Source organism: Cellulomonas sp. WB94, from assembly GCF_003115775.1.
Taxonomy (GTDB): Bacteria; Actinomycetota; Actinomycetes; order Actinomycetales; family Cellulomonadaceae; genus Cellulomonas_A.
In genome coordinates this window covers 351,369-374,851 of the sequence record NZ_QEES01000002.1, presented here as the reverse complement: position 1 = coordinate 374,851, position 23,483 = coordinate 351,369, and the positions used below count along the sequence as shown (strand labels likewise).

Below are 23,483 nucleotides of genomic sequence, written 5' to 3'. Positions count from 1 at the left end.
GGGCGCTGTGGCAGCACCCGTGGTGGCAGTGGTCGGTGGTGGGCAGCTCGCCCGCATGATGGCCGCGCCCGCGGCCGCCCTGGACGTGCACCTGCGGGTGCTCGTCGAGGACCCGGAGTCGTCGGCCGCCCAGGTCGTCGTCGACGCGCCGGTCGGTGCTGCGGGCGACGCAGCAGCGATCGAGGCGCTGGTCGCGGGTGCCGCGGTGCTCACGTTCGAGCACGAGCACGTCCCGAACGTCCTGCTCGAGCGGCTCGTCGCGCGCGGTGTCCCCGTCCACCCCGGCCCGGCGGCGCTCGTGCACGCCCAGGACAAGCAGGTCATGCGCACCCGGCTCACCGAGCTCGGTGTGCCGTGCCCGCGCTGGGCCCCGGTCCCGGACGCCGCAGCGCTCGAGCGGTTCCTGCGCGACGTGGGCGGTACAGCGGTCGTCAAGACGATCCGCGGCGGGTACGACGGCAAGGGAGTCCGCGTCGTGCACGCCGCGACCGAGGTCAGCGACTGGCTCGAGGCGTTCCACGACGGCGCCGGCGTGGCGCTCATCGTCGAGGAGAAGGTGCCGTTCACGCGCGAGCTCGCGGTCCTCGTGGCCCGCAGCCCGTCGGGCGAGGTGCGTGCGTGGCCCGTCGTGGAGTCGGTGCAGGAGCGCGGCGTGTGCTCCGAGGTCATCGCGCCTGCGCCCGACCTCGACCCCGCGACCGCGGCGCGGGCCCTCGAGGTCGCGCGGACCATCGCCGTCGGCCTCGGCGTCACGGGGGTCCTCGCGGTCGAGCTCTTCGAGGTCCCGGCCGCCGTAGCGGGCGACCCGCCGCTGGTGCTCGTCAACGAGCTCGCCATGCGCCCGCACAACTCCGGGCACTGGACCATCGACGGCTCCGTCACGAGCCAGTTCGAGCAGCACCTGCGAGCGGTCCTGGACCTGCCGCTCGGTGAGACCACCCAGACCGCCCGCTGGACCGTGATGGCCAACGTGCTGGGCAGCGGTGAGGTCGACCCGACCGATGCCGTCGGCGCCGTCGGGCGGTGTGACCCGGGCGCCAAGGTGCACCTGTACGGCAAGAGTGTGCGGGAGGGACGCAAGCTCGGGCACGTGAACGTCTCGGGGGACGGGCTCGCCGACGTGCGTGAGCGTGCCCGGACCGCCGCGGCGCTGCTGCGCGGCGCGGTGGGCTGACCGACCCGGTGTGTTCGAGACTGGTCTTCTCGAGACTGGTCATGATCGCGCTGATCATCTGAACGCTGAGCTTCTCGCACTGCACATCACGATCCTGGGAGACGGACATGGCTGTGAACCCGCTGGTCGGCATCGTGATGGGCTCGGACTCGGACTGGCCGGTCATGCAGGCGGCCGCCGACGCCCTGGCGGAGTTCGACGTCGCCGTCGAGGTGGACGTCGTCTCGGCGCACCGTCAGCCCGAGAAGATGCTCGACTACGGCCGCACGGCCGCGGCGCGAGGGCTGCGCGTGATCGTCGCGGGTGCCGGGGGAGCCGCGCACCTCCCCGGGATGCTCGCGGCCGTCACGACGCTTCCGGTCGTTGGAGTGCCCGTGCCGCTCGCCTACCTCGACGGGCTCGACTCGCTGCTGTCGATCGTGCAGATGCCCGCGGGGGTCCCCGTCGCGACCGTCTCGGTAGCCGGCGCGCGCAACGCGGGACTGCTCGCGGTGCGGATCCTCGCCTCGGGGACCGACGACGACGCGCGCCGGCTCGCTGTCGCGATGGCAACGTTCCAGGACGGTCTGCGGGCGCAGGCGGAGGCCAAGGGGGAGCGGCTCCGCGCGCAGTTCGGGTCGGGCCGACGGGGCGCCGCCGGGTTCAGCGCCTGAATCTCAGGCGGTCGGTGCCCCACCAACGGGGCCAGCGGGAAGCGTGCCGTTCTTGATCGCCTCGAAGAAGGCCGGGGTCGTGTCGGGGTCGAGCAGCACCGTGGACCCGAGCTTGTGCCCCGGGCGGTAGTCCATGTTCGAGATCGGCGGCGTACCCGTGATGCCGCCCGGACCCTTCGCGTTGCGGAACGCGATGGCCATGCGCCCCAGGTCGACGATGTCCGAGCCCTTGCTCACCGCGAGCGACCCGGTCCCTGCACGGATCAGGCTCACCTGCGTGCCCGGCGCGACCAGCAGCGAGGGCGTGGAGACCTTCGACGTGATCGCTCCGATGAGCTGCTGCTGACGCTCCGCTCGACCGATGTCACCCGCCGGGTCGGCCTTGCGCATGCGCGCGAACGCCAGCGCCTCGACCCCGCCCACCTCGTGGCAGCCGGGTGTCCACACCATGCCGGAGTCTGGGTCGTTGACCGTGAGGTCCGAGCACAGGCTCACGCCGCCGACGGCATCTACGAGGTTCTCCAGTCCTGCGAACCCGACCTCGGCGTAGTGGTCGATCGTCAGCCCCGTGAGCTGCTCGACCGTCTGCACCAGCAGCGGCGCACCACCCCACGAGAACGCCGCGTTGAGCTTGGCAGGCCCGTGCCCGGGGACGTCGACGTAGGTGTCACGCGGAAGGCTGATGAGCGCGGCCGGCCCGCTCGACGGCACCTGGAGCACCATGATCGTGTCGGTCCGGGCGCCCAGCGTCCCGTCCTCGGGCACGGCTCCGTCCCCGCGCGAGTCGGAACCGGTGAGCAGGTAGGTCGTGCCGGGCGTGCCGGCGGCGCCCGAGAGGGCATCGATGTGGGTCAGCCTGCCGTTCGCCCAGATCGCCAGGCCGATCGGCCACGCGAGCAGGGCCATGAGCACGACGACGGCGCCGATGACGATGGCTCGCCTGCGACCGATGCGGGTGCGGGCTGCGCCATCGACGGCGGGCATCGGCCGCGCCGGGGTCGCCGCTGTGCGAGAACCCGGAGACCTCGGGGTCGCCGACTGTGGTCCAGCAGGCGCCGCTGTGGGTCGTCGCCCCGGCGGGGGCGCGGTTGCCGGCCGCGCGGCGCTGGGCGTGGCGGACCAGCCCGGAGTCGTCGTGCGTGGCGGCGACGGTCGCGAGACCGGCGGTGCCACAGGGGACGCCGGGTGCGTGGGGCGACCGACGGGCACCGCATCATCGGCGGCAGCCGGTCGGGACTGCCCGCCCGCCGGCGCGAAGCTCGGCGGCGTCGCGGGAGCGCCAGGCCGCGGCGAGCCGGGGGTTGCGGACCGTCCGGTCGGGTTGACCGGACGTGCCGGGCCGCCGGCGCGGGCGCGGGAAGCGGCGGTCCGCTTCTCGGAGTCGTCGGACGGCATCGTCAGCTCTCCCTCGTCAGGAGCACGCGGCCGGCGCGGCGTCGTCCGGCGTGATCGTGCCGTCGGTCTGCGTGGTCGCGGCCGGGGTCGGCGCTGAGGTCGTCGCGCCGGGCTTGGGTGTTGACAAGGGCGACGTGCCCGGGGCTGTGGTCGCGGCCGGCGCCGTCGTCGCACCGGCAGTGTCGCCAGCAGTAGCGGTGGCAGTCTCGGTCGACAGCATGGGGACGTCCTGGGCGATGTTCGCCCAGATGGCGTCCGCGGCCTTGGTCCACACGACGCGGTTCGGGTCGCTCGGTGCCGCGGCGAACGGGATCGTCATGAAATGGATGTCCCGCGTGTCCTTCACGCTGAACGCCACACCGGACATGTTGGGGATCGAGGCGAGTCCGGGGTCGGCGGTGATCGAGCTGGTCGCCGCGTTGAGGAACCGGACGAGCTCGGGGATGTCGGTCAGCAGGTTCTTGGACCGCACCGCCGTCACCGTCGCGGCGAGCAGCTTCTGCTGCCGGATGATCCGGCCCGTGTCCGACCCGTCGCCGAGCCCCGCACCCTTGCGGGCGCGTGCGTAGGCGAGCGCCGTCGGGCCGTCGAGCGTCTGGAACCCCGCCGAGACGTGCAGCCCGGCGTCGGGAGAGTCCATGTCGTTGGGAACGCAGATCGGCACGCCACCCAGGGCGTTGATCATCGTGATGAAGCCCGCGAAGTCGATGACGACGTAGTGGTCGATGAACACCCCGGTCGTCTGCTCGACCGTCTTCATGGTGCACGCCGCTGCGTCGGAGACCTTGCCGCTCTCCGACCCGATCGAGAACGCCGAGTTGAACATCCCCGTCTGGGCCTTGGACGAGGTCCCGTCGGACCGGTCGCACTTCGGGATCTTGACGAGCGAGTCCCGCGGGATCGACACCGCCTCGATGCGGCTCCGGTCGGCCGAGATGTGGAGCAGGATCGTCGTGTCCGAGCGCATCCCCGTGACGACTCCGCCGATGGTGCCGTTCTCACCGGACCGAACGTCCGAGCCGATGAGCAGGATGTTGACGGCCTTGCCTGCGTTCGGGTCGTCAGGGTTGGCCGGCGCCTGGGTGGGGCGGTCGCCGAGCAGGCTCGTGACGTCGGCGGACTTGATGTTCCCCTGCAGGCGCGTGTACGCCGATGCGGCGCCGGCAATGCCGAAGGCCAGGACGGCCGTGACCACCAGTGCGACGCCGCGCAGGGCGTGATGGGTGCGGCCACTCCGGGAGTGGCGGGCCGTTCTGGGTCCGGGCGCGGCGGCATGGCGGGTGGTCACGTCAGGAGCCTAGGAGCAATGCCTGTGCAGGTCGCGGAGCGGCGCGTCGGAGCCGGTGGAGGATCTGTGCAGATCAGGCGGTCAGCGCCCGAGCTGCGCGTACTTGGCCTCGGTCGCGTCCTTCTGTGGGCGCCACCAGCCTTCGTTCGCCGTGTACCAGTCAATCGTCGCAGCGAGCCCGTCGCGGAAGTTCTCGTACTGCGGGGCCCACCCCAGCTCGTCCCGCAGCTTGAACGAGTCGATCGCATAGCGCAGGTCGTGCCCCGGCCGGTCGCTCACCAGGTCGTACGCGTCGCGCGGCTGCCCGGTGAGTTCGAGGATGAGCTCGACGACGTCCTTGTTGTTCTGCTCGCCGTTCGCGCCGATCAGGTACGTCTCGCCGATACGCCCGCGCTCGATGATGGCCCAGACGGCCGAGTTGTGGTCCTCGACGTGGATCCAGTCGCGCACGTTCTCGCCTGTGCCGTAAAGCTTCGGCCGGATGCCGTCGATCACGTTGGTGATCTGCCGCGGGATGAACTTCTCGACGTGCTGGTAGGGGCCGTAGTTGTTCGAGCAGTTCGAGATCGTCGCCTGCACCCCGAACGACCGGGCCCAGGCACGCACGAGCAGGTCGCTCCCGGCCTTGGTCGAGGAGTACGGGCTGGACGGGTTGTACGGCGTCTCGGGGGTGAACTTCGCCGGGTCGTCGAGCTCGAGGTCGCCGTACACCTCGTCGGTCGAGATGTGGTGGTAGCGCGTGCCGTGCCGACGGACAGCCTCGAGCAGCGTGAACGTGCCGATGATGTTGGTCTGGACGAACGGCCACGGGTTGCTCAACGAGTTGTCGTTGTGCGACTCGGCGGCGAAGTGGACGACGACGTCCGCGTCGCTCACGAGCTCGTCGACCAGGTCGGCGTCGGTGATGTCACCCTTGGCGAACGTGATGGCGTCCGCGACGGGCGCGAGGCTCTTCTCGTCGCCCGCATAGGTCAGCGCGTCGAGCACGGTCACCTCGACCTCAGGGTGCTCCCGGACGGTCTGGTGGACGAAGTTGGAGCCGATGAAGCCAGCTCCGCCGGTGACGAGCAGACGCACGAGGGACCTCCCGATCGACAAGCTTGCGAGCCAAGACTACCCAACCACGGGCGGCTGGTGGGCTGCAGCCGCGCCCCAGCACCCCGCACCCCCGCACCTCAGAGCGAGGCAGGGCGCTGGTATCGTTGCCGCGCCAACCATCATGCGGCCACCCGGGACGTCGGTGGCGGTCTGGCAGTCATGTGGTGCCCCTGACCTGGAGGATCCTCCAAATGGAAGCCAACAGTTCCGAGGTTGCTCTGCGGCTAAGCGCAGGCGATTCGGAAGGGTCCCCGCGGCCGGTTCGCGAGGTAAGATATACGCCACCCATTTGGCGGCAGTGGAATCTTGTCTGGAACTTCGGACAGCGAGACCTCAAGTCAAAATTCAAGGGTTCGGCGCTGGGTTGGGCCTGGTCGCTAGTCGTTCCACTGGCGACCCTGGGTATATACACAGTCGTATTTTCTGTTGTGTTCAAGAGTGCCCCGCCAGATCTTGGCAATGGTCGTAGCGGGATATTCGTGGTATGGTTGTTTGCCGGACTCATTGCATGGACGTTCTTTGCGTCGAGTATCAATGGCGGCATCAGTGGCCTCATCGGAACAGGGGCCCTGCTTAAGAAAATATACTTCCCGGCCTATGCCCCAGTCCTTGGAGCGACGGTCGCGGTTGGCGTCCAGAGCATGATCGAGCTCGGCATCTATGTCACAGTCCTGATCTTCCTTGGAAACGTCGGATGGAGTTGGCTCCTGCTGCCAGCGTGGGCGGCGCTCTTCGTGATCTTCTGTGCCTCAGTTGCCTCGGTGCTCGCCATCCTCAATGTGCTGGTTCGCGATCTTGCTCACCTTGTAGCGGTTGCCCTGCAGCTTGGATTCTATGCGACGCCGATCATCTATTCGCTTGGCGTCATTCCGGTCATATTTCACGGGATCCCCTTGCGCGGAATCATCAAGTGGAGCCCCATGAGCGTCTTCGTCGAGAGCCTGCGAGACCTGACATACGGCCGTACCGTCACCAGCGTCGCTGCGTGGGCGGCGATGATTGTGTCAGCGGCGGTGGCCTTCTGGCTCGCCGCTCTCGTGAATCGTCGCTTTGGCGGCGATCTGGGAGAGGAGCTGTGAGCGTGTCGGCGATCCGTATCGAGGACCTTTCCAAGACGTTCAAGCTGCATTCGGACAAGCGGGGCACCCTGAAAGAGCGGTTCGTTCGCGGTGGGACCAAGCCGACCGGTGACTTCAAAGCGCTCGACCACGTCTCGTTCGATGTCCCTCGGGGCACAACGTTCGGTCTCATCGGGCACAACGGTTCCGGGAAGTCCACGCTCCTGAAGATCCTGGCAGGAGTCTATCGCCCGACCGAGGGTGCGGTCATGGTCGACGGGAGGGTGTCGGCGCTCCTGGAGCTCGGTGCGGGCTTCCACGGCGACCTGACAGGTCGCGAGAACATCTACCTCAACGGTTCGATACTCGGCATGACACGTCGTCAGATTGACGAGTCGATGGATGACATCATTTCGTTCGCGGGTATCGGCGAATTTATCGACTCGCCCGTCAAGATCTACTCCAGCGGAATGTATGTCCGGCTCGGGTTCGCGATTGCAGTGACACTCGAGCCGGAGATTCTGATCGTCGACGAGATCATCGCCGTCGGCGACGAGGAGTTCCAACGCAAGTGCTTTGATTATCTCTACAAGCTTCGGAGTCAGGGCACGACGATCGTTCTGGTCACTCATTCGCTCGGACTGGCGGCTGAGCTGTGCGATAGTGCTGCTTGGCTGGATCATGGAACACTGCGGGCGCTCGGGCCGGCAGGTGATGTCATCGATGCCTACATTGCAGAGGTGAACAGGCGCGAGGCCGAGATCAACGAGGCACCGGTCATCGAGGAAGATGCAGGCATGGTCGTCGGTACGCGGACCGGATCTGGCGAGGCGTATATCACGGACCTTGAGTTTCTGGGTCCCGACGGCGAGCCGGTGCCAATCGTTCTGACGGGACAGCCGTTGATTGTGCGGGCTCACTATGTGGCTCGAGAGCCTGTCTCACGCATAACGTTCGCGCTAGGGTTCAACCACGAGAACGGCGTCGGCATCGCCGGAACCAATACCCGAATGCGCGGCGACTATCTCGACTTGGCCGCGGGGCGCGGACACGTGGACTACTCGTTCGACGAACTGCCGCTTCTTCCTGCCACGTGGCGTGTCTCAACTGCGATACGTAGTCAGGGGCATGTCTACGATCACATGGAGAAGGCATTTCCCCTCGTCGTGCGCGCCCCCGCGGGCGGCGCCGAACCGGGTGCGGTGCGGTTGAACGGGACATGGAGTGCAGTCGTTTCCGAGCCGCTCAACAGCGCGGAAATCGGAGTTTCGTGAGCGTCGACCCGCTCGAGCAGGGACGTGGTGCGCTCGCGGCCCACGTCGCTGAGCTCGAGCGTGAGGCCGCTGCGCTACGCGGCCAGAGAGACCAGGCGTGGATGCAGTTGCAAACGATGCGGCGGAGTTCCAGTTGGCGACTGACATGGCCGTTGCGATGTCTGGCCCGGATAGCCTCGCAATACTGGAGGCGGTGAAGTGCGGTGGCTCGGACTTGGAGGGCACGCGTCGGTGGTAGCGCTCGCGCGCGACAATACATCGGTCGAGCGCAGTGGCCGTGTGCAAGCCTGGGGCAATCGTGTGGCACTGCTTGCCCATTTTTCGAAGTCGTCTCGAGTGTCTCGTTCCTTTCGCGCTCTTGTTGAGGCATTCCAAGAAGAGTCTTACCGGGTTCTTGTGGTATCGAGCGCGACTTGCGCCGGCCCGCTCGACTGGGGTGATTTCACACTCGGCGACACGACGGTGATGCGCAAGCCGAACGTCGGTTACGACTTTGGGTCTTGGGCGATAGCGCTCGCACGTTTTCCTGACATTGCGAGCGCCGAAAACGTTGTGCTGGCCAACGACAGTCTCGTTGGGCCGTTCGCGTCGATCTCGAAGCTATTCGCCGCTTTCCACAGCAGTCCTGCCGACGTCTGGGGGCTCACGGAGACGCTCCAGTTCTCGCGGCACCTTCAGAGTTTCTTCGTCGGGTATCGCGGCGGCGTCCTCAGGGACGAGCCGCTAGCGCGATTTTGGCGCGACATCCGGCACTTCGACGATAAGAATGACGTCATACACCGGCATGAGATCGGTTTGGGACGACTGCTATTCAGCGAAGGCTACACAGTCGACGCTGCGTTTCCGGCAGGTCAGGTGGTGGATGCTGCGGACAACCCGACGATCATCGGCTGGCGCACACTCCTCGAACGTGGCATGCCACTCGTGAAACGTGAGCTTGTCCGGTCGCCGCACCTCGCCGAGGACGGCGCCGACATCGGTGCGGAAGTGCGGCGTAGGTACGGGACCGACGTGGCTGAGTGGCTGTAGTGATCGACGTAATGGTGGAGAGGATGCTGGAGGCATGAGACGAATAACGCGGGCAGGTCTCGCGGGCCGCATCAAGCGACTGCGGATTGCTGTGGGGACGCGCGTCGCGGGGATGCGGCCGCGACGCGTCGACTCTGGCTCGCGGACGAGCCTTGCGACCTGGGTGCGACGCGATCGGGGGCGGCGTTCGGGAACATTCCCTGATGCCTGGCGCGTGCACCCCAATCTGCCATTCGAGCAGCCGTCGCGGGTCGCAGTCCTCATGCATGTCTACTACCCGGAGCTCATGGGCGAGCTGCTTCAGCAGATCAGCCAGATCCCCGTCGACGTAGATCTCATCGTGACGAACTCGTCCGGCACTGATCTGGGTATCGACGTCGACTCATTGCCGTGTGTCCGGAATGTCGCTGTGCTCGAGTGCGCGAACCACGGGCGCGACATCCTGCCGATGATTAGCGTCGTCAATGCGGGGCTTCTCGATCCATACGAGCTGATTCTCAAGGTGCATACCAAGAACAGCACGTGGCGCGCGGACCATGAACTCCTGAACGGGAGCGGCGCCGAGTGGCGCGAAGAGTTCCTGGATGCCCTGCTATCGAGCACTCAAAACATCGAACATATCCTGGCGGCGTTTGCTGGCGAACCAAATCTTGGCGTCGTCACTGCCGATGGCAGTGCGCTCGGGCCGGAGTTCTGGGGCGGCGACGAGCGCGCGGCGAGGGAACTTCTTGAGCGGCTCGGACTGGAACTCGATCCCTCTGCACTTCGGTTCCCATCGGGATCGATGTACTGGACAAGAGGGTTCTTGCTGCAGGGCTTGCGTTCACTCTCGCTAACTGCTGACGATTTCGAGCCCGAGGCGGGCCAGGTCGATGGAACAACCGCGCACGCAGTCGAGCGCCTCGTTGGCATCCTTGCGGCGGAGGCCGGGCTTCGAGTCGAAGAAAGGTCGCTCCTCGAGGCGACGGGCAGCCCTCAGCGCTATGCGATTGATGCACCCGAGGCGCGACGTATTCGCGCGATTCCATTCTACCTTCCGCAATTCCATCCTACGCAGGAGAACGACCGATGGTGGGGCGCCGGATTTACTGAGTGGCAGAACGTGGTCGCGGCGCACCCAGTGTTCCCTGGACACCATCAGCCGCGTTTGCCGGCCGCGCTGGGATTCTACGATCTCCGGCTCGACGAGATACGCGAGGCGCAGCAAGACCTTGCAGCCAGGTTCGGCGTTGAAGGATTCATGTATTACTACTACTGGTTCGCGGGGCGTCGGCTTCTCTCGATGCCGATCGAGTCACTCGTGAGCGGTACAACCGACAAGCGGTTCTGCGTGATGTGGGCCAACGAGAACTGGACCAGACGGTGGGATGGCCGTTCCACTGATCTGCTCATCGGCCAGGACTACGACCAGGTGCCTGCGACCGAGTTCATCGACGACGTGATGGACCTGCTGCGTGACAAGCGCTATCTGCGAGTGGACGGCAAGGCCGTATTGTCCATCTACCGAATCTCGCAGATTCCGGACTACAGGAGCGTTCTTGAGCACTGGCGTGCGCGGGCGCGCGAGGAGGGTGTGGGCGAGCTCTTGCTCATCAGCGTCGACGTCGCGCGTGAGTTCGACGGGCTCGACTCGACAGCTTCGGCAGTCGGACTTGACGGCATCCATTGGTTCCCGCCGCACAACTCGAAATGGGATTGGATTGGCTATTCCGAGCTAGGAGCGGACGCGGAGTTCAAGGGCAATCTCCTGTCGTACGAGTCACTGGTGCGCGACGCCGAGGAGCGCGTGAAGTCGATTGATGCTTCCGCGTACCCAGCCGTGATGGTTGATTTTGACAACACAGCTCGCAGGCAGTGGAGCGCGGATATCTGGTACGGCTCCAATCCGTACACGTTCAGGCGATGGCTCGCGGCAACTGCCGATGCTGTGGCGACGCGTGAGGCCGAGCGGCGGCTGGTATTCATCAATGCGTGGAACGAGTGGGCCGAAGGTGCGATACTCGAGCCGACTGTCCGGCACGGATTTGGATATCTCTGCGCAGTCCGCGATGTGGTTCGAGGATGACGCCGGTTCGCCGGCCGATGAAGGATGTGGGATTCCGTGCCTGACGTAAAGACTCCGATGACCCCGCTGCGGAGTCTGGCGACAACTGACGATGGCGGCGTCCGGGTCATCCGTGACACGGGCGCCGCGTGGCTTGACGGATCCGAGCAGGTGCTTCTCGATAGAATGCGCAGCGGATTGGCGCTCGACTCGCTGAGCGACGAATTGTTTGCGACCGCAACGAACTGGCCGGAGCGATATCATTTGTCTCCGTCGAGGGCGAATGTGATCCGTTCACTCGATCTGCCATCGGATGCGGCTGTTCTTGAGATCGGCGCGGGCTGTGGAGCAATCACGCGCTACCTCGGCGAGACCTGCGCGACCGTCGATGCCCTCGAACCGACGCTCGCTCGCGCGCGTGTTGCAGCGGCACGGTCTGCGGATCTGCCTGGAGTAGCCGTCTTTTCAGGTGAGGTGTCCGACATCCCTCTGCAGCCAGCCTACGACGTCGTCGTCGTTGTCGGCGTGCTCGAGTACGTTGGCGGCGGGAGCGCCATCCGCGGCCCGTACATCACGTTCCTCGAGCTGTTGCGGCAGACGCTGCGGCCGGGTGGCCAACTTGTTGTGGCAATCGAGAACGCGCTCGGCGTCAAGTACCTCGCCGGTGCACCAGAGGATCACTCGGGTGAGGTCTTTCATTCAGTAGAGGGCTATCCGAAGGATGGTCCCGCGCGGACTTTCAATCGACGTCAGCTGGTCGGGCTTGCACAGGACGCTGGATTTGTGTCGACCTATGTGCTCGGTGCATTTCCGGACTACAAGTTGACGCGGCTCGTCTACGCAGACCGGCTACTAGAGCGCGCCCCTTCACTTGCGCTCGAGGTCCCAAGGTTTCCGAGTCCGGACTGGGTGATAGATCGCCCGGTGCTGCTCGACGAGGAGTTGCTCTGGACTCAGCTGGTTGACGCAGGTGTGGGTGCCGAGTTCTCCAACTCCTTTGTCCTGGTGGCACAGGCTGAGGGGACGCCGCGCCAGCTGTGGCCCGACGGCAGGCTCGCGTCGTACTTTTCGATGCGGCGTCGCCGTCCCTTCCAGGTGCGCAAGACGATTGACACCGCGGCCGGCAGAACCTTGGTGACGAGCGCGCTGCTCGGATCCGGCAGCGCGGACGGACTACGCGTGATTCCGTATGTCGAAGAGTGGGTCGAGGGTACGTCTCTCGTCGCCCTTGCGGTGGATGAGCCAGAGATCTTGCCGACTCTTGTTCGCGACTGGGTTCGCTTACTGAAAGAACGCGTCGGTTCAAGCGACGAGGGCACACCTTTCGATGTGCTTCCCCACAACGTGCATTACGTTAACGGCGAACCGCGCCTGATAGACGATGAGTGGCGCTCGGAGTTGATTTCCGTTGAGCAGACGATGATCCGCGGCTCACTGCTCCTCGCGCGAGACCTAACGAGCCGCTCCGAGTTGAGCCGTTGGGGTGTGGACTCGGTGAGCCAACTCGCTCAGCGGATCGCCCAGATGGTTGGTGCTCTTCTAGGTGAGACCTCGATCGATGTGGCGCTGGGGGATGAGGCGCAGCTTCAGGCGCTTGTTGGCGGCGGCCGTCCCGGAACCGCGGCATACGACACAACGCGGGCTGATGTGACTGAGCAACTCCGGCGGGTCTTCGTTGAACGACGCGCCGAGATGGCACCGGTCAAGGCGTGGATCGGCGAGAAGCAGATGGAACGAGATGCAGTCGTGGCACGTGACCAGCTCTTCGAGACGGGTCGCCAGCTTGGCGTCGCCCGTTCGGAGCGCGATGCAGCGCGAGTCGAGTTCGATGCAGCGCAGGCCCAGCTCGAACTCACGGAACGGGCCCTGCACGCAGCACGCGCCGAGCGGGACGCTGCGCGATCGGAAGTCCTATCTCTGCCGGTGCTTGTCGAGCGCGCTGGACGTCGAGGAGTCCGACGTGCCTGGCGTGCGATTGCCCGCCGACGCATCGGTCGGCCAGACTGAGGCGATCAGCGGATGTCTATGGCACGTTGATGGTGCGGCAGCCGAGGGGGCTGGATGTTCCCGGGCCTGTGTTGATGGCGTAGAGGCACACGGTGTGCCAGCCGGCGGGGGTGCTCATCGTGAGGCTGTAGCCGTGGGCTGGGCCCGCGGCTGGGAAGGCGTCGCCGATGTCGGTGCGGTTCTGGTTCGCCCAGGTGAGGGCATTCGTCGCGCCGTCGATGTACATCTGGACCATGATCGACGCGTTCGTGTCGGGGTCGATGGCCCAGCCGTTCGCGGTGACGGTGCTGGGTCCTGCCGTTGCGGAGTCGAACTGACCGAACGGGTTGCTGGACAGCACGTTGATGGTGCGGCAGCCGAGGGGGCTGGATGTTCCCGGGCCTGTGTTGATGGCGTAGAGGCACACGGTGTGCCAGCCGGCGGGGGTGCTCATCGTGAGGCTGTAGCCGTGGGCTGGGCCCGCGGCTGGGAAGGCGTCGCCGATGTCGGTGCGGTTCTGGTTCGCCCAGGTGAGGGCATTCGTCGCGCCGTCGATGTACATCTGGACCATGATCGACGCGTTCGTGTCGGGGTCGATGGCCCAGCCGTTCGCGGTGACGGTGCTGGGTCCTGCCGTTGCGGAGTCGAACTGACCGAACGGGTTGCTGGACAGCACGTTGATGGTGCGGCAGCCGAGGGGGCTGGATGTTCCCGGGCCTGTGTTGATGGCGTAGAGGCACACGGTGTGCCAGCCGGCGGGGGTGCTCATCGTGAGGCTGTAGCCGTGGGCTGGGCCCGCGGCTGGGAAGGCGTCGCCGATGTCGGTGCGGTTCTGGTTCGCCCAGGTGAGGGCATTCGTCGCGCCGTCGATGTACATCTGGACCATGATCGACGCGTTCGTGTCGGGGTCGATGGCCCAGCCGTTCGCGGTGACGGTGCTGGGTCCTGCCGTTGCGGAGTCGAACTGACCGAGTGGGTTGCCCTGATTCGGATCCGTGTCGAGGATGTCGTTGTCGATGTTGATCGTGACGCCACCGAACGTCTCGTTGTGGCCCCCGCGGTACTGCTTGATGCGCTGGTAGGGCGACCACTGGTCGTCGCGAACGTAGGGCGCATCACCGTAGACGTCTGGCACCCCGTTCCACCGGGCGATCCAGATCTTGTCGGGAGCGACGAATCCGGGCTGACCTGCGCCGATCGCGAGGTCGGCGATTCCGGACGCGAGGCTGCTGTACACGCCTGAGCTATAGCCGTTGTAGTGGAGAGTGTCTGTCCACGATGAGAGAAAGGCCCGAACTGACCCGCTGCACTGAGTACCTACGGTGTATCCCTCCATGTCGTAATAGATGTCTGAGCCCGCGCCGATGCCGAGAGCGCGCGCGCGCGAGACTGCGTCGAGTGCGGCATCGCGGCCCTGGTTCCACTCCTGCCCGTACGTGATCTTCGACGTGAAGTTGCTGCAAGGCGCCTGAACGCCGACGTAGATGGGCTGTGCTGTCCAGCCGAGGGTGGCGACGCTGCGGACCCAGCTCGATGTGAGGTTGGGCTGCGCGCATCCGCGAAGGGCCCCGCCGATGTACACGCCGATCGCCCGGTACGGCGACGCCAGCCATGCCTGCATGGTCGACAGGGCAGGGGCAGTGCAGGCGTCGAAGCCAGGCCCGTGGTGCCACGTGAACGTCCGATCGAGCGGTGGCGGGTCGGCCAGCGCAGCAGTTGCGAGAAAGCTGGTCGGCACGACGAGCCCGCGGCTCTGGACGCGCGCCGCCGCGACCGAAACGGTCTTCAGCGCTGCGACTGCCTCGCCGACGTCCGCACCGAAAGTGGCCGTGACGAGAACGTCCGAACCATCGACGCGGGCGACGATCTCGCCGGCGAGGATCTGCTCCGGGCTGGGCGCGACTGTGGTGCCAGGTATGAGTATCACGGTGCCGAACGGCAGCTCAGATGGAAGCGGCTGAAGCAGTATCGCCGCGATTCGTCCAGCGACGATGGCTGGACAGTCTTGGGCAGGCCCAGGCGTGCCCACGTACACGGCGTGCTTGTCGAAGCGGACACATGCGGTCGGGTCAGCGCTCAGATCAACAGTTGGCCAGCCTGTCGGGATGTCGACGCTGACATTCGCCACCGTCGCTGTCTGCAACACAGTCGCCGGCGGTGATGGTTCCGTCGTGGTCGTAGCGCTTGTCGAAGGCGATGAGTCAGGGGTGGGTGCGACGCTGACGGTCGGCGACGAGGATGCATCTGCCGTCGGTGTTGCGGGACTGGTCGCGTTGTCGACCGACTGCGCAGTCGTTGGGGACGTCTCAGCTGTTGGAGACGAGACCGAGGCCGGTTCGGTAGCGAGGGCGCTGCCCGGCACCGCGGCCGCCACCGAGAGCAGAAAAATCGCAACCCGACGTGGTCGAAAGCGCTGGCGCATTGTCCTATTTCTCCCTCGAGACCCGTTTTGCGGGATTGTGGGCGCGTGCCCGCAATCGCTCCAGACGATGACGCAGCGCCACGCCGCAGTTACGTGCACGCGGCGATCGTCGCACAGGTTACGTTACCGGCATTCGCACGGGCGTCGCAGGCAGACCTGCGCGTGTTGACCGAGGAGTCGTCATGAGTAGTCCAGTTCAGCGCCTGGTCGCGACGGTACTGACGTTTGTCACGATGTCCACTCTTGCGCTCGTGACCGTGGTCGCTGCACCTGCGCAGGCAGCCGAAGAGGCGTACGCGGTTCCTTCCTCCGGGCAATGGTCCGTGGAGGGTCGCGGCTACGGTCATGGCATCGGCCTGTCGCAGTGGGGCGCGCAGGCAGCCGCCCTGCAGGGGCAGTCTGCTGACCAGATCCTCGACTACTACTATCCGCAGACAGCCCGATTTGACATCGGCCAGGACTATGCACTGCGGGTCCGTCTGCTCCGGTTCGCTGGGACGCAGCTCACAGTCGGTCCTCTGCCCGGGGCCGCAGTTTTCGTCCTCGATGTCTCAACGGGCGAAAGAGTGGCAGCTCCCGTGGACGCCCGAGTGCAGGTGACAAGGACCGCGACGGGATTTGCGCTTTCCGCGATTGGGACATCGGCGAGCTTGCCTCTCGTGCTTGGTGCGACTTCCCAGGTCGTAGGTCCCGTAGAGGTCACAGGCGGGGGCGGGTCACAGCTGTGGGCATTCGACGCCGCGGGCAGCGGAACTAGGTATGCGGGGGCATTGCGCGCTCTTGCCACGTCGAGCTCAAGTCTCGAGGTGGTCAACAACGTGCCGATGGAGGAGTACCTCCGCGGTGTTGTGCCACGCGAGAGCCCTGCGTGGTGGGCGCCGGCTGCGCTCCAGGCACAGGCGATTGCCGCAAGGACATACGCGCTAGCCGTGCGACAGACAGCTGGCTCAGCCGACCTCTGCGATTCGACGCTGTGTCAGATGTACGGAGGCGCGGCCACCGTCACGGCAGCCGGGTCCGTGACTGAGCTTTATGACCCACGAACCGATGTCGCAGTCCTTGCAACGGCGCGAATTGCCCGCTATTTCGGGGGCGGGCCCGCGCTTACCCAATTCTCATCGAGTAACGGTGGGTATGCCAAGGACGGTGCGCGGCCCTACCTTGTTGCACACTCTGATCCGTACACCGGCTCGGCTCCCGGCGACACGGTCAGTCGCTGGACGAACACGCTCGAGGTGGCGCGTGTCGAGAGAGCGTGCCCGTCAGGCGGTCAGCTGCAGCGTCTTGTGCTGGAGCGAGACGGAAACGGAGAACTCGGCGGTCGCGTGACGTCCGCGAGAGTCGAGTGCACGACGGGCAACGCGACGATCTCATCTCCCGCATTTGGACTTCTCTCGAACTGGTGGCGGATCGTGGATGCGGCGCCGCCCTCACCGTTCGGCAACCTGGAGGTCGTCAAGGGTACGACGGGTGGCATCGGCGTCGTTGGTTGGGCGATCGATCCCGACACCACCGGACCAATCGACGTGAGCGTGGCGTTCTCCGGCCAGACCAGAACAGTCCTTGCGGACCGCGACCGTCCGGACGTCGGCGCGGTCTTTCCAGCGTCCGGCTCGAGTCACGGTTTCGACGCGACACTCTCGGCCGTTCCAGGTGCCACGCGTGTGTGCGTCACGGCGATCGATGTCGGTGGCGGCAGTGATACCACGCTCGGGTGTGCCGACATCCAGGTCCCCGCGGGGGCCCCATACGGGGCGGTCGACTTCGTAGGTGGGCAGCCCGGAAACGCGGGCGAAGACACACATCTTGATGTGAGCGGCTGGGCTGTCGACCCGGACGCGGGTACGGGGGCTGTCGCCGTGCTCGTGGTGACAGACAAGCAGGAGCCGATCACGGTGACAGCAAATGGCATCAGGCACGATGTTGAGGCGGCTCTGCCGGGAGTCGGCGCAGAGCACGGCTTCTCGGCAAGTATCCCGGCCGAACCGGGAACTCACCGTGTCTGTGTCCTTGTCGTGAATGAGCCGGCTGGGCCTAACCCATTGTTGGGGTGTCGGTCAGTGGTGGTCCCTGGTGGGTCGCCGCTGGGGAGGGTCGACGCGGTGACGGGTGCGTCGGGCGGTGTGTCGGTGAGTGGTTGGGTGGTGGATCCCGATACGTCGTCCTCGTCGTACGTGTGGGTGGACGTGGATGGTCGGGGGCAGCCGGTGCTGGCGGGGTTGCTGCGCGCTGATGTGGGTGCGGCGTTCCCGGGGTATGGCGATGCGCATGGTTTCGCGGGGTTGGTCAACGCTGTGCCGGGTGCGCACCGGGTGTGTGTGACGGCGGTGAACGTGGGTACTGGTGGTGACGTCTCGCTGGGGTGTCGGTCAGTGGTGGTCCCTGGTGGGTCGCCGCTGGGGAGGGTCGACGCGGTGACGGGTGCGTCGGGCGGTGTGTCGGTGAGTGGTTGGGTGGTGGATCCCGATACGTCGTCCTCGTCGTACGTGTGGGTGGACGTGGATGGTCGGGGGCAGCCGGTGCTGGCGGGGTTGCTGCGCGCTGATGTGGGTGCGGCGTTCCCGGGGTATGGCGATGCGCATGGTTTCGCGGGGTTGGTCAACGCTGTGCCGGGTGCGCACCGGGTGTGTGTGACGGCGGTGAACGTGGGTACTGGTGGTGACGTCTCGCTGGGGTGTCGGTCAGTGGTGGTCCCTGGTGGGTCGCCGCTGGGGAGGGTCGACGCGGTGACGGGTGCGTCGGGCGGTGTGTCGGTGAGTGGTTGGGTGGTGGATCCCGATACGTCGTCCTCGTCGTACGTGTGGGTGGACGTGGATGGTCGGGGGCAGCCGGTGCTGGCGGGGTTGCTGCGCGCTGATGTGGGTGCGGCGTTCCCGGGGTATGGCGATGCGCATGGTTTCGCGGGGTTGGTCAACGCTGTGCCGGGTGCGCACCGGGTGTGTGTGACGGCGGTGAACGTGGGTACTGGTGGTGACGTCTCGCTGGGGTGTCAGTCAGTGGTATCCAGCGGCTAGATTTCTACAGCAAGCGACTTGCTCATCCGGATTCCCAACGGGCTGAACTGTGTCGCGCGTGAGCCCGCGAACTTCTCGCGCACGCGGCCACTGGCGGTCCCTACAGAAGACGTCGCACACACCGCCAGTAGAGGCGCAGCGCACCTTGAGCGGCGTTCGCGCCAGACGGCAACGAGAACTGAGCTGGGTCGAACTTGTCAGTGAGCAGGTATGCCAAGTCCTTGTCTCGGATTGTCCGGGAAGACTGCACGGCGGATCGCCGCGAGCGGAGCCAAGTGAGGTGAGAAAGGATCCAACGCCATCCTCGAATCTTCTGGGGCGCCCAGCCCTGCGCGGCGGCAACGATCACAAGCGCGAGTTCCATGATCACGAGCGGGAACCCCAGCAACAGCAGTGTGCGCGACTCGTAACAGGTGGCGAGGAAGATCAGCCGATTGCGCTCCACCAGATACATCTTGAGGTCGCTGCGGCTGAAGTCGTAATGATGGTTGGCAACGGCCGAAGGAACGTACTCGACCCGAAGGCCACGCTGCCAACAACGCCAGCTCAGCTCGAGGTCTTCGAGATAGGCGAAGTACTCCACAGGGAAGCCCCCGAGCTGCTCCCAGACCTCGCGGCGCACTGCTGCGCACGCGCCGCTGATGCTTGTCACAGTGCCAGGTTCGCTGTGCAGGGCGACGGGCTCGTTCATGTGCCCTGCCCAGGAGAGGCCTAGAACATGGAGCGGATTGCCCGCTGAGTTGATCATCCCCGGGTCGCCGGCCAGTCGGATCTGGCCGCTCGCCAGCCCGACGCCCGGGTCCGCAACTGCTCTGACCAGTTCGGCGAGGGCTGTTGGCTCGACTGTCGCATCAGAGTTCACGAACGCCAGCACGTCGGCTCGCGCGCGGGCGGCACCGAAGTTCACGCCCCCGGCAAAGCCGAGATTGCGTGAGGGGGTCACGAGAGAGATTCGATCGTCAAGCGGGAGCTCGCGGACGGCACTGCTGGAGCACCCGTTGTCCACGAGGATGATCTCGACGTGGACACCCGTTGACGCGAGCACGGCGTGGATCGCCTCACCCAAGTACTTCTCGTCTCCGTATGCCAGCACGATCACACTGACGTCAGGCTGCGTCGGGGCCATGGCCGACCTCCTGTGCCCAGTGGGAAAGAGCTCGCCGCAGTGCGATCGACGCCGCAGCAAGGGCTGCGAGAGATCCGCATACGAGGGCTGCCGAGACGCGGGTGCTCAACGGCAGCGGAAGAGTGAGCCCAGCGCCAAAGCCGATGAGACCGACGACCCAAGATGCCGTGGCCGGGGCGTCGGCAGATCGGGCGAGCAAACCCTGGACGAGCACCTGAACGTTCATGAAGAGTGCCGCCGACGCGGCAAGCAGCACGATGTCGAGTCGTCCGATGTCGAAGGTCGGACCGAAGAGCAAACGAACAGCCTCCGGCCCCGCGCCCCAGGTCGCCAGTACTCCGAGCGCTCCGAGAAGCGCAGTGACGGACGTGGCCCGACTCAGCGCAGCCTCGTACTTGTCACGGCTGCCAAGGCCGACGTATCGAGCCAGCGTAGGGAGAAACACCGCTTGGACGGCCGCGAAGAGGAAGAGCGGGATGCGCGCGACGGTCAGAGCGTTCACCAGATTGCCGGCCGACGCGCTCTCGTTCGAGCGCTTCAGAAGCTGGACGGCGACCGGGCCGGCGTTGGCGAGTGATTGTGACGCCAGTGATGCAACGGCGAGGCGGACGATTCCGCCAGTCGCTCCCGTGCGGCCGGTAGAACCGGGATCGAGCAGGCGCCCCGAGCGCGCCAATGCGAGCGCAGACGCGAGCATCGGAGCGCCAGCCAGGACGATGCCGTACGACACTGCGTCAGGACTGCCCGCGGCCGCCAGAGCGCTGGCGCCGGCGACGCGGAACAGACCGTCGATCGCGAGCTGGAGACCATATCGAGGGAATCGACCCGTTCCTGCCAGGATTCCCCGCACAAGGTAGGCGATTGCCATGCCAGCGAGGGCGACGACGAAAACTGCGGTGAACTGCGTGTTCCCACTGAACATCCCGTCAGCGATGGGGCGCCGAGCGAAGAACGCCACCGCAGCGAGCGTGATCAACGTCACGGCGGCATACCGCGTCGGTCCCGCGAGTGTCCCCGACGTGGTGTGGCTGAGGCTGCGGCGCGCCGCAATGGTTCGGCCGGACTCCTGCTCGATCGGCAGGTACAGGCCGATTCCGAGAGCGTTGAGCAGCGTCCACAGGAGGGCGAGGCTGTTGTATCCCGGACTTTGCCCCAATGCGTGTCCGGCGATCGCGAGGAAGGCGAAAGACGACAGGCCGTAGACCCCAATCCCGGCGCCGACCCACAGCACGCCGGAAGTGACGCCGCGCGAAAGCTTGACGCTCTTTGCTCTCACGTGGCTCGCTCGTTGTCTGAGGCCGTCGGCTCGTCGGTCGATCCGCGGCGGATGTCGCCCCTGAGGAACTGCTCATCGACCTCGATACGACGCCCCAGCAGGGCAACCTCCTCGGCGATCGTACGGGTCTCTTCCTCGAGCCGAGAGATCTCCATGCTCAACTGGATGCACACGAGCAGCAGGACCACGAAGCTGCTCGCAAAGAGCAGATTTGTCGGCGTTTCGACGCCGACCGCCCTCGCGAGTCCGAACAGGACCCCGGGGAATGCGCCGAGTACGACAACTGCTGCGAGTACCAGGAACCAGATCGCTGCATACTTCTCGCGGATCCGACGCGTTCGCAGGAGGTAGACAATGAAGCCCACCGTCACGACGCATAGGGCCACTGCAAATGGATATCCGCTCATCGCGTCACCTCCGGAGCGAGAGGGGTCGCTGGCCTCGTGAGGGCGATCCCGAGCGCGAGACCAGCTCTGAGCAGGAATATCGCCGAACGGATTGGGCTGTGCGACGGCTGGCCTCCGGATCGTGGCCTCATCTCGACACCGACCTGTCGGATGCTCAGCCCGGCCCGATGCGCGATCACCAACGACTCGACGGTGTCGCCGAGATACTCTGCTGGGTAGTTCGTCGCGAAGAGACGGACCGCTCGCGGTCCGGACAGCTTGAAGCCGGACGTTGTATCCGTGAGCCGAGTGCCAACGAGCCGCGACAGGACGAAAGACAAGCCTCGCATCGCCCATCTCCGAGGGCCACGGGATTCATAGGCACCGACACCGGCAAATCGCGCGCCAATGACAACGTCGACGTTCGCGCTAGCCATCGCCTGTAATAGGGTCTCGACATTTCGTGGGTCGTGCTGCCCATCGGCATCGAGCTGGATCACCGCGTCATGCCCGGTTCTGAGCGCGTACTTGAAGCCCGCGCGCATCGCACCTCCGACCCCGAGGTTCACGGGCAGGTCAAGGACGGGCACACCCAGCCGTCGAGCCACATGCGACGTGGCGTCCGTCGAGCCGTCGTTGACGACAAGCACGGCGATGCCCGGCATCAACGTCCGAATCTCCTGCAAGACGCTCGGCAGGGCTTCCTGTTCGTTCCACGCGGGCAAGACGATCAGCGGATTTACGGGTTGGTGGTCGAGGTGTACCGGGGTTGTCATGTGGTCGCCAGCGTCCGTGGGTGTCATGGGTGCCTTATGCGAGTCGCGCGAACGACAAGGTGAGTGTTCCGGCCGCGATCAGCACCATGATCGCAGTCGCGGTGCGGGTTCGGATGCACGTCGCGGTGAGCGCAACCATCATGGGGACGAGCGTGTATCCGTAGCGGGCGGGCGGCGGAACATAGACGGATTGTGCGTAGAAGCTCGCGACGATGAATACCGACGCGCCAACGAATGCAGTCGCGAGGCACGCCCAGGCCATGGTGCGGATGCGCAACGATCGCTCGCCGAACAGGGCGGTGGCGATCAGGCCCGCTGCGATGAGGAGTTGACCGAGGCGCTGGAGGACGGTAGTCAACTCAGGGTTGCCCACAGACGCCCACGCATTGGAGAGCGGCGTGATCCAGTTCCCGAGATTCCCGACGAGTGGGCTGACAACGAGAGTGGTCGCTGTAAACTGTTGATTCATCGGAATGTCGGAGAGGTCCCCGTGCGTGAGCGCATGCTGCACCGCGAGCCAACCAAGCGTGACGACGAGCGCCGAGCTCGCGAGTGCAGTTCCGCCGATGATCCAGGAGCGACCTGCAGGCGATTCATCCGGGGCGACGTCCTCCGAGTCGTTCTGGCGAGGCAAGTGCAGCTGAATGAGGCGCAGCAACATGTAGAGGCCAATCGCCCCGATAACAACGATGTTCGTCATCTTCATCGCTAGTGCCAGTGCTGTGACGATGACGATCATCGGCCAACGGCGCTGCGGCCTCTTCTCCCACCACAGCGCAACCCAGAGCACGGCGGCGCCGACCGCGAAGGTTGCCGCGTCGGGAGTGATCGTCGCACTCGGATACACAACAGCGGGTGCACACGCTATGACGATCAGGAGGGCGGCGAGCTGCCACCGTCCCGCGCCGAGGCGTTGGCCGGCGAAGTAGGTCATCAGGAGCCCGACGCCGAGCCATAGCCCGCCGACGGCACGACCGGCTGTCACGAGGCTCGTCATCCCGGTGACTCGCAGCAGGACTGTCGCGAGTCCGTGCGTGATCGAGTAGTAAAGCGGCGTGTTCGCTGACGCGGTGTTGTAGCCCTTCTCCTGGAAGTCGCCCGGTCGATAGACGGTGCCGGTCGAGCATGCAGGCAGCGGAAAGCCGGGGTAGTCGAGGCCGCGGCACGCTTCCTCGCGCATCGCGTCCTGACCGATGCGATCCCCGGGCGCGACCAAGGCTGGGCTCTTGTATAGATAGTCGATGTGCTGGAGCTCGTCGATCGGCCCCACCTTGGTGTAGATGTGGACGTGCAGAGCGACCGTGGTGACGGCCACGACGATCAGCAGCGCGGGGATGAGCCACCGGTGCGAGCCGTTGTCGAGGCGCATGCGTCGGTGCGGTGCGGCTTCTCGCGCACGATGGCTCTCGTCAAGAACGGACACGTTCATACCCCAACGGTGCTCGCGAATGTGAAGGTCGTCGGCCGGGACGGCCGCGATCACC

At 65.8% G+C, this 23,483-nt stretch carries 17 protein-coding genes; 8 read left to right on the top strand and 9 right to left on the bottom strand.

Features of this window, described 5'->3' with window-relative positions; genetic code table 11:
* Positions 1–7: 7 nt before the first annotated feature.
* On the top strand, positions 8–1,174 hold the full coding sequence (locus DDP54_RS02885; RefSeq protein WP_109130478.1) for a 5-(carboxyamino)imidazole ribonucleotide synthase: 1,167 nt from the start codon (positions 8–10) through the stop codon (positions 1,172–1,174).
* A 107-nt stretch (positions 1,175–1,281) separates the two neighbouring features.
* On the top strand, positions 1,282–1,827 hold the full coding sequence (purE, locus tag DDP54_RS02880; protein WP_109130477.1) for a 5-(carboxyamino)imidazole ribonucleotide mutase: 546 nt from the start codon (positions 1,282–1,284) through the stop codon (positions 1,825–1,827).
* A 3-nt stretch (positions 1,828–1,830) separates the two neighbouring features.
* Here purE and DDP54_RS02875 read toward each other — a convergent pair whose 3' ends face one another.
* The 3 genes from DDP54_RS02875 to rfbB all read right to left on the bottom strand — a co-directional run bounded on the left by DDP54_RS02875 (position 1,831) and on the right by rfbB (position 5,587).
* Positions 1,831–2,811, bottom strand: a complete 981-nt coding sequence (locus DDP54_RS02875) for an LCP family protein (protein ID WP_242448181.1) — start codon at positions 2,809–2,811, stop codon at positions 1,831–1,833.
* Between the two features lie 427 nt (positions 2,812–3,238).
* Positions 3,239–4,510, bottom strand: a complete 1,272-nt coding sequence (locus DDP54_RS02870) for an LCP family protein (protein WP_146192349.1) — start codon at positions 4,508–4,510, stop codon at positions 3,239–3,241.
* A gap of 81 nt (positions 4,511–4,591) precedes the next feature.
* Positions 4,592–5,587, bottom strand: coding sequence for a dTDP-glucose 4,6-dehydratase (gene rfbB / locus DDP54_RS02865; protein ID WP_109130474.1), 996 nt, complete (start codon positions 5,585–5,587; stop codon positions 4,592–4,594).
* A 212-nt stretch (positions 5,588–5,799) separates the two neighbouring features.
* Between rfbB and DDP54_RS02860 the strand changes: the two genes are divergently transcribed.
* The 5 genes from DDP54_RS02860 (at position 5,800) to DDP54_RS02840 (ending at position 13,020) form a co-directional block, all read left to right on the top strand.
* The gene (locus DDP54_RS02860; RefSeq protein ID WP_109132304.1) at positions 5,800–6,687 is read left to right on the top strand and encodes an ABC transporter permease; all 888 of its coding nucleotides are present in this window, start codon (positions 5,800–5,802) and stop codon (positions 6,685–6,687) included.
* A 2-nt stretch (positions 6,688–6,689) separates the two neighbouring features.
* Positions 6,690–7,940: an ABC transporter ATP-binding protein gene (locus DDP54_RS02855; RefSeq protein ID WP_197711293.1), complete on the top strand. Its 1,251-nt coding sequence runs from the start codon at positions 6,690–6,692 to the stop codon at positions 7,938–7,940.
* Positions 7,941–8,171: 231 nt separating this feature from the next.
* The gene (locus DDP54_RS02850; RefSeq protein WP_146192348.1) at positions 8,172–8,969 is read left to right on the top strand and encodes a rhamnan synthesis F family protein; all 798 of its coding nucleotides are present in this window, start codon (positions 8,172–8,174) and stop codon (positions 8,967–8,969) included.
* Positions 8,970–9,003: 34 nt separating this feature from the next.
* Positions 9,004–11,034: a glycoside hydrolase family 99-like domain-containing protein gene (locus DDP54_RS02845; RefSeq protein WP_109130471.1), complete on the top strand. Its 2,031-nt coding sequence runs from the start codon at positions 9,004–9,006 to the stop codon at positions 11,032–11,034.
* A gap of 36 nt (positions 11,035–11,070) precedes the next feature.
* Complete coding sequence (locus DDP54_RS02840) at positions 11,071–13,020, top strand: methyltransferase (RefSeq protein ID WP_158274436.1); 1,950 nt, start codon at positions 11,071–11,073, stop codon at positions 13,018–13,020.
* Positions 13,021–13,036: 16 nt separating this feature from the next.
* On the opposite strand, the gene DDP54_RS02835 is transcribed toward DDP54_RS02840, so the two are convergent.
* The gene (locus tag DDP54_RS02835; RefSeq protein ID WP_109130469.1) at positions 13,037–15,421 is read right to left on the bottom strand and encodes a glycoside hydrolase domain-containing protein; all 2,385 of its coding nucleotides are present in this window, start codon (positions 15,419–15,421) and stop codon (positions 13,037–13,039) included.
* 182 nt (positions 15,422–15,603) lie between these two features.
* On the opposite strand from DDP54_RS02835, the gene DDP54_RS02830 reads away from it, so the two are divergent.
* Positions 15,604–18,435 (top strand): SpoIID/LytB domain-containing protein, encoded by a 2,832-nt coding sequence (locus DDP54_RS02830; protein WP_109130468.1) that lies wholly within the window; start codon positions 15,604–15,606, stop codon positions 18,433–18,435.
* Between the two features lie 100 nt (positions 18,436–18,535).
* Here DDP54_RS02830 and DDP54_RS02825 read toward each other — a convergent pair whose 3' ends face one another.
* The 5 genes from DDP54_RS02825 to DDP54_RS02805 are packed head-to-tail and all read right to left on the bottom strand — an operon-like array spanning position 18,536 to position 23,482.
* Positions 18,536–19,561, bottom strand: a complete 1,026-nt coding sequence (locus tag DDP54_RS02825) for a glycosyltransferase family 2 protein (protein WP_109130467.1) — start codon at positions 19,559–19,561, stop codon at positions 18,536–18,538.
* On the bottom strand, positions 19,542–20,837 hold the full coding sequence (locus tag DDP54_RS02820) for a hypothetical protein (RefSeq protein WP_109130466.1): 1,296 nt from the start codon (positions 20,835–20,837) through the stop codon (positions 19,542–19,544). The genes DDP54_RS02825 and DDP54_RS02820 overlap by 20 nt, the downstream gene beginning before the upstream one ends.
* Positions 20,834–21,244 carry a DUF2304 domain-containing protein gene (locus DDP54_RS02815; protein WP_109130465.1) on the bottom strand — a complete coding sequence of 137 codons (411 nt, stop codon included), beginning with the start codon at positions 21,242–21,244 and terminating at the stop codon, positions 20,834–20,836. Before DDP54_RS02815 ends, DDP54_RS02820 begins: the two co-directional genes overlap by 4 nt.
* Positions 21,241–21,999 (bottom strand): glycosyltransferase family 2 protein, encoded by a 759-nt coding sequence (locus tag DDP54_RS02810; protein WP_109132303.1) that lies wholly within the window; start codon positions 21,997–21,999, stop codon positions 21,241–21,243. The genes DDP54_RS02815 and DDP54_RS02810 overlap by 4 nt, the downstream gene beginning before the upstream one ends.
* A gap of 34 nt (positions 22,000–22,033) precedes the next feature.
* Positions 22,034–23,482: a DUF2142 domain-containing protein gene (locus DDP54_RS02805; protein ID WP_109130464.1), complete on the bottom strand. Its 1,449-nt coding sequence runs from the start codon at positions 23,480–23,482 to the stop codon at positions 22,034–22,036.
* Position 23,483: the final 1 nt, after the last annotated feature.

Bases quoted from the DNA above. Each gene is read 5' to 3' on its own strand.
- purE (WP_109130477.1), top strand. From the start codon at position 1,282: ATGGCTGTGAACCCGCTGGTCGGCATCGTGATGGGCTCGGACTCGGAC.
- DDP54_RS02875 (WP_242448181.1), bottom strand. From the start codon at position 2,811: ATGCCCGCCGTCGATGGCGCAGCCCGCACCCGCATCGGTCGCAGGCGA.
- DDP54_RS02860 (WP_109132304.1), top strand. From the start codon at position 5,800: ATGGAAGCCAACAGTTCCGAGGTTGCTCTGCGGCTAAGCGCAGGCGAT.
- DDP54_RS02845 (WP_109130471.1), top strand. From the start codon at position 9,004: ATGAGACGAATAACGCGGGCAGGTCTCGCGGGCCGCATCAAGCGACTG.
- DDP54_RS02835 (WP_109130469.1), bottom strand. From the start codon at position 15,421: ATGCGCCAGCGCTTTCGACCACGTCGGGTTGCGATTTTTCTGCTCTCG.
- DDP54_RS02830 (WP_109130468.1), top strand. From the start codon at position 15,604: ATGAGTAGTCCAGTTCAGCGCCTGGTCGCGACGGTACTGACGTTTGTC.
- DDP54_RS02825 (WP_109130467.1), bottom strand. From the start codon at position 19,561: ATGGCCCCGACGCAGCCTGACGTCAGTGTGATCGTGCTGGCATACGGA.
- DDP54_RS02815 (WP_109130465.1), bottom strand. From the start codon at position 21,244: ATGAGCGGATATCCATTTGCAGTGGCCCTATGCGTCGTGACGGTGGGC.
- DDP54_RS02810 (WP_109132303.1), bottom strand. From the start codon at position 21,999: ATGACAACCCCGGTACACCTCGACCACCAACCCGTAAATCCGCTGATC.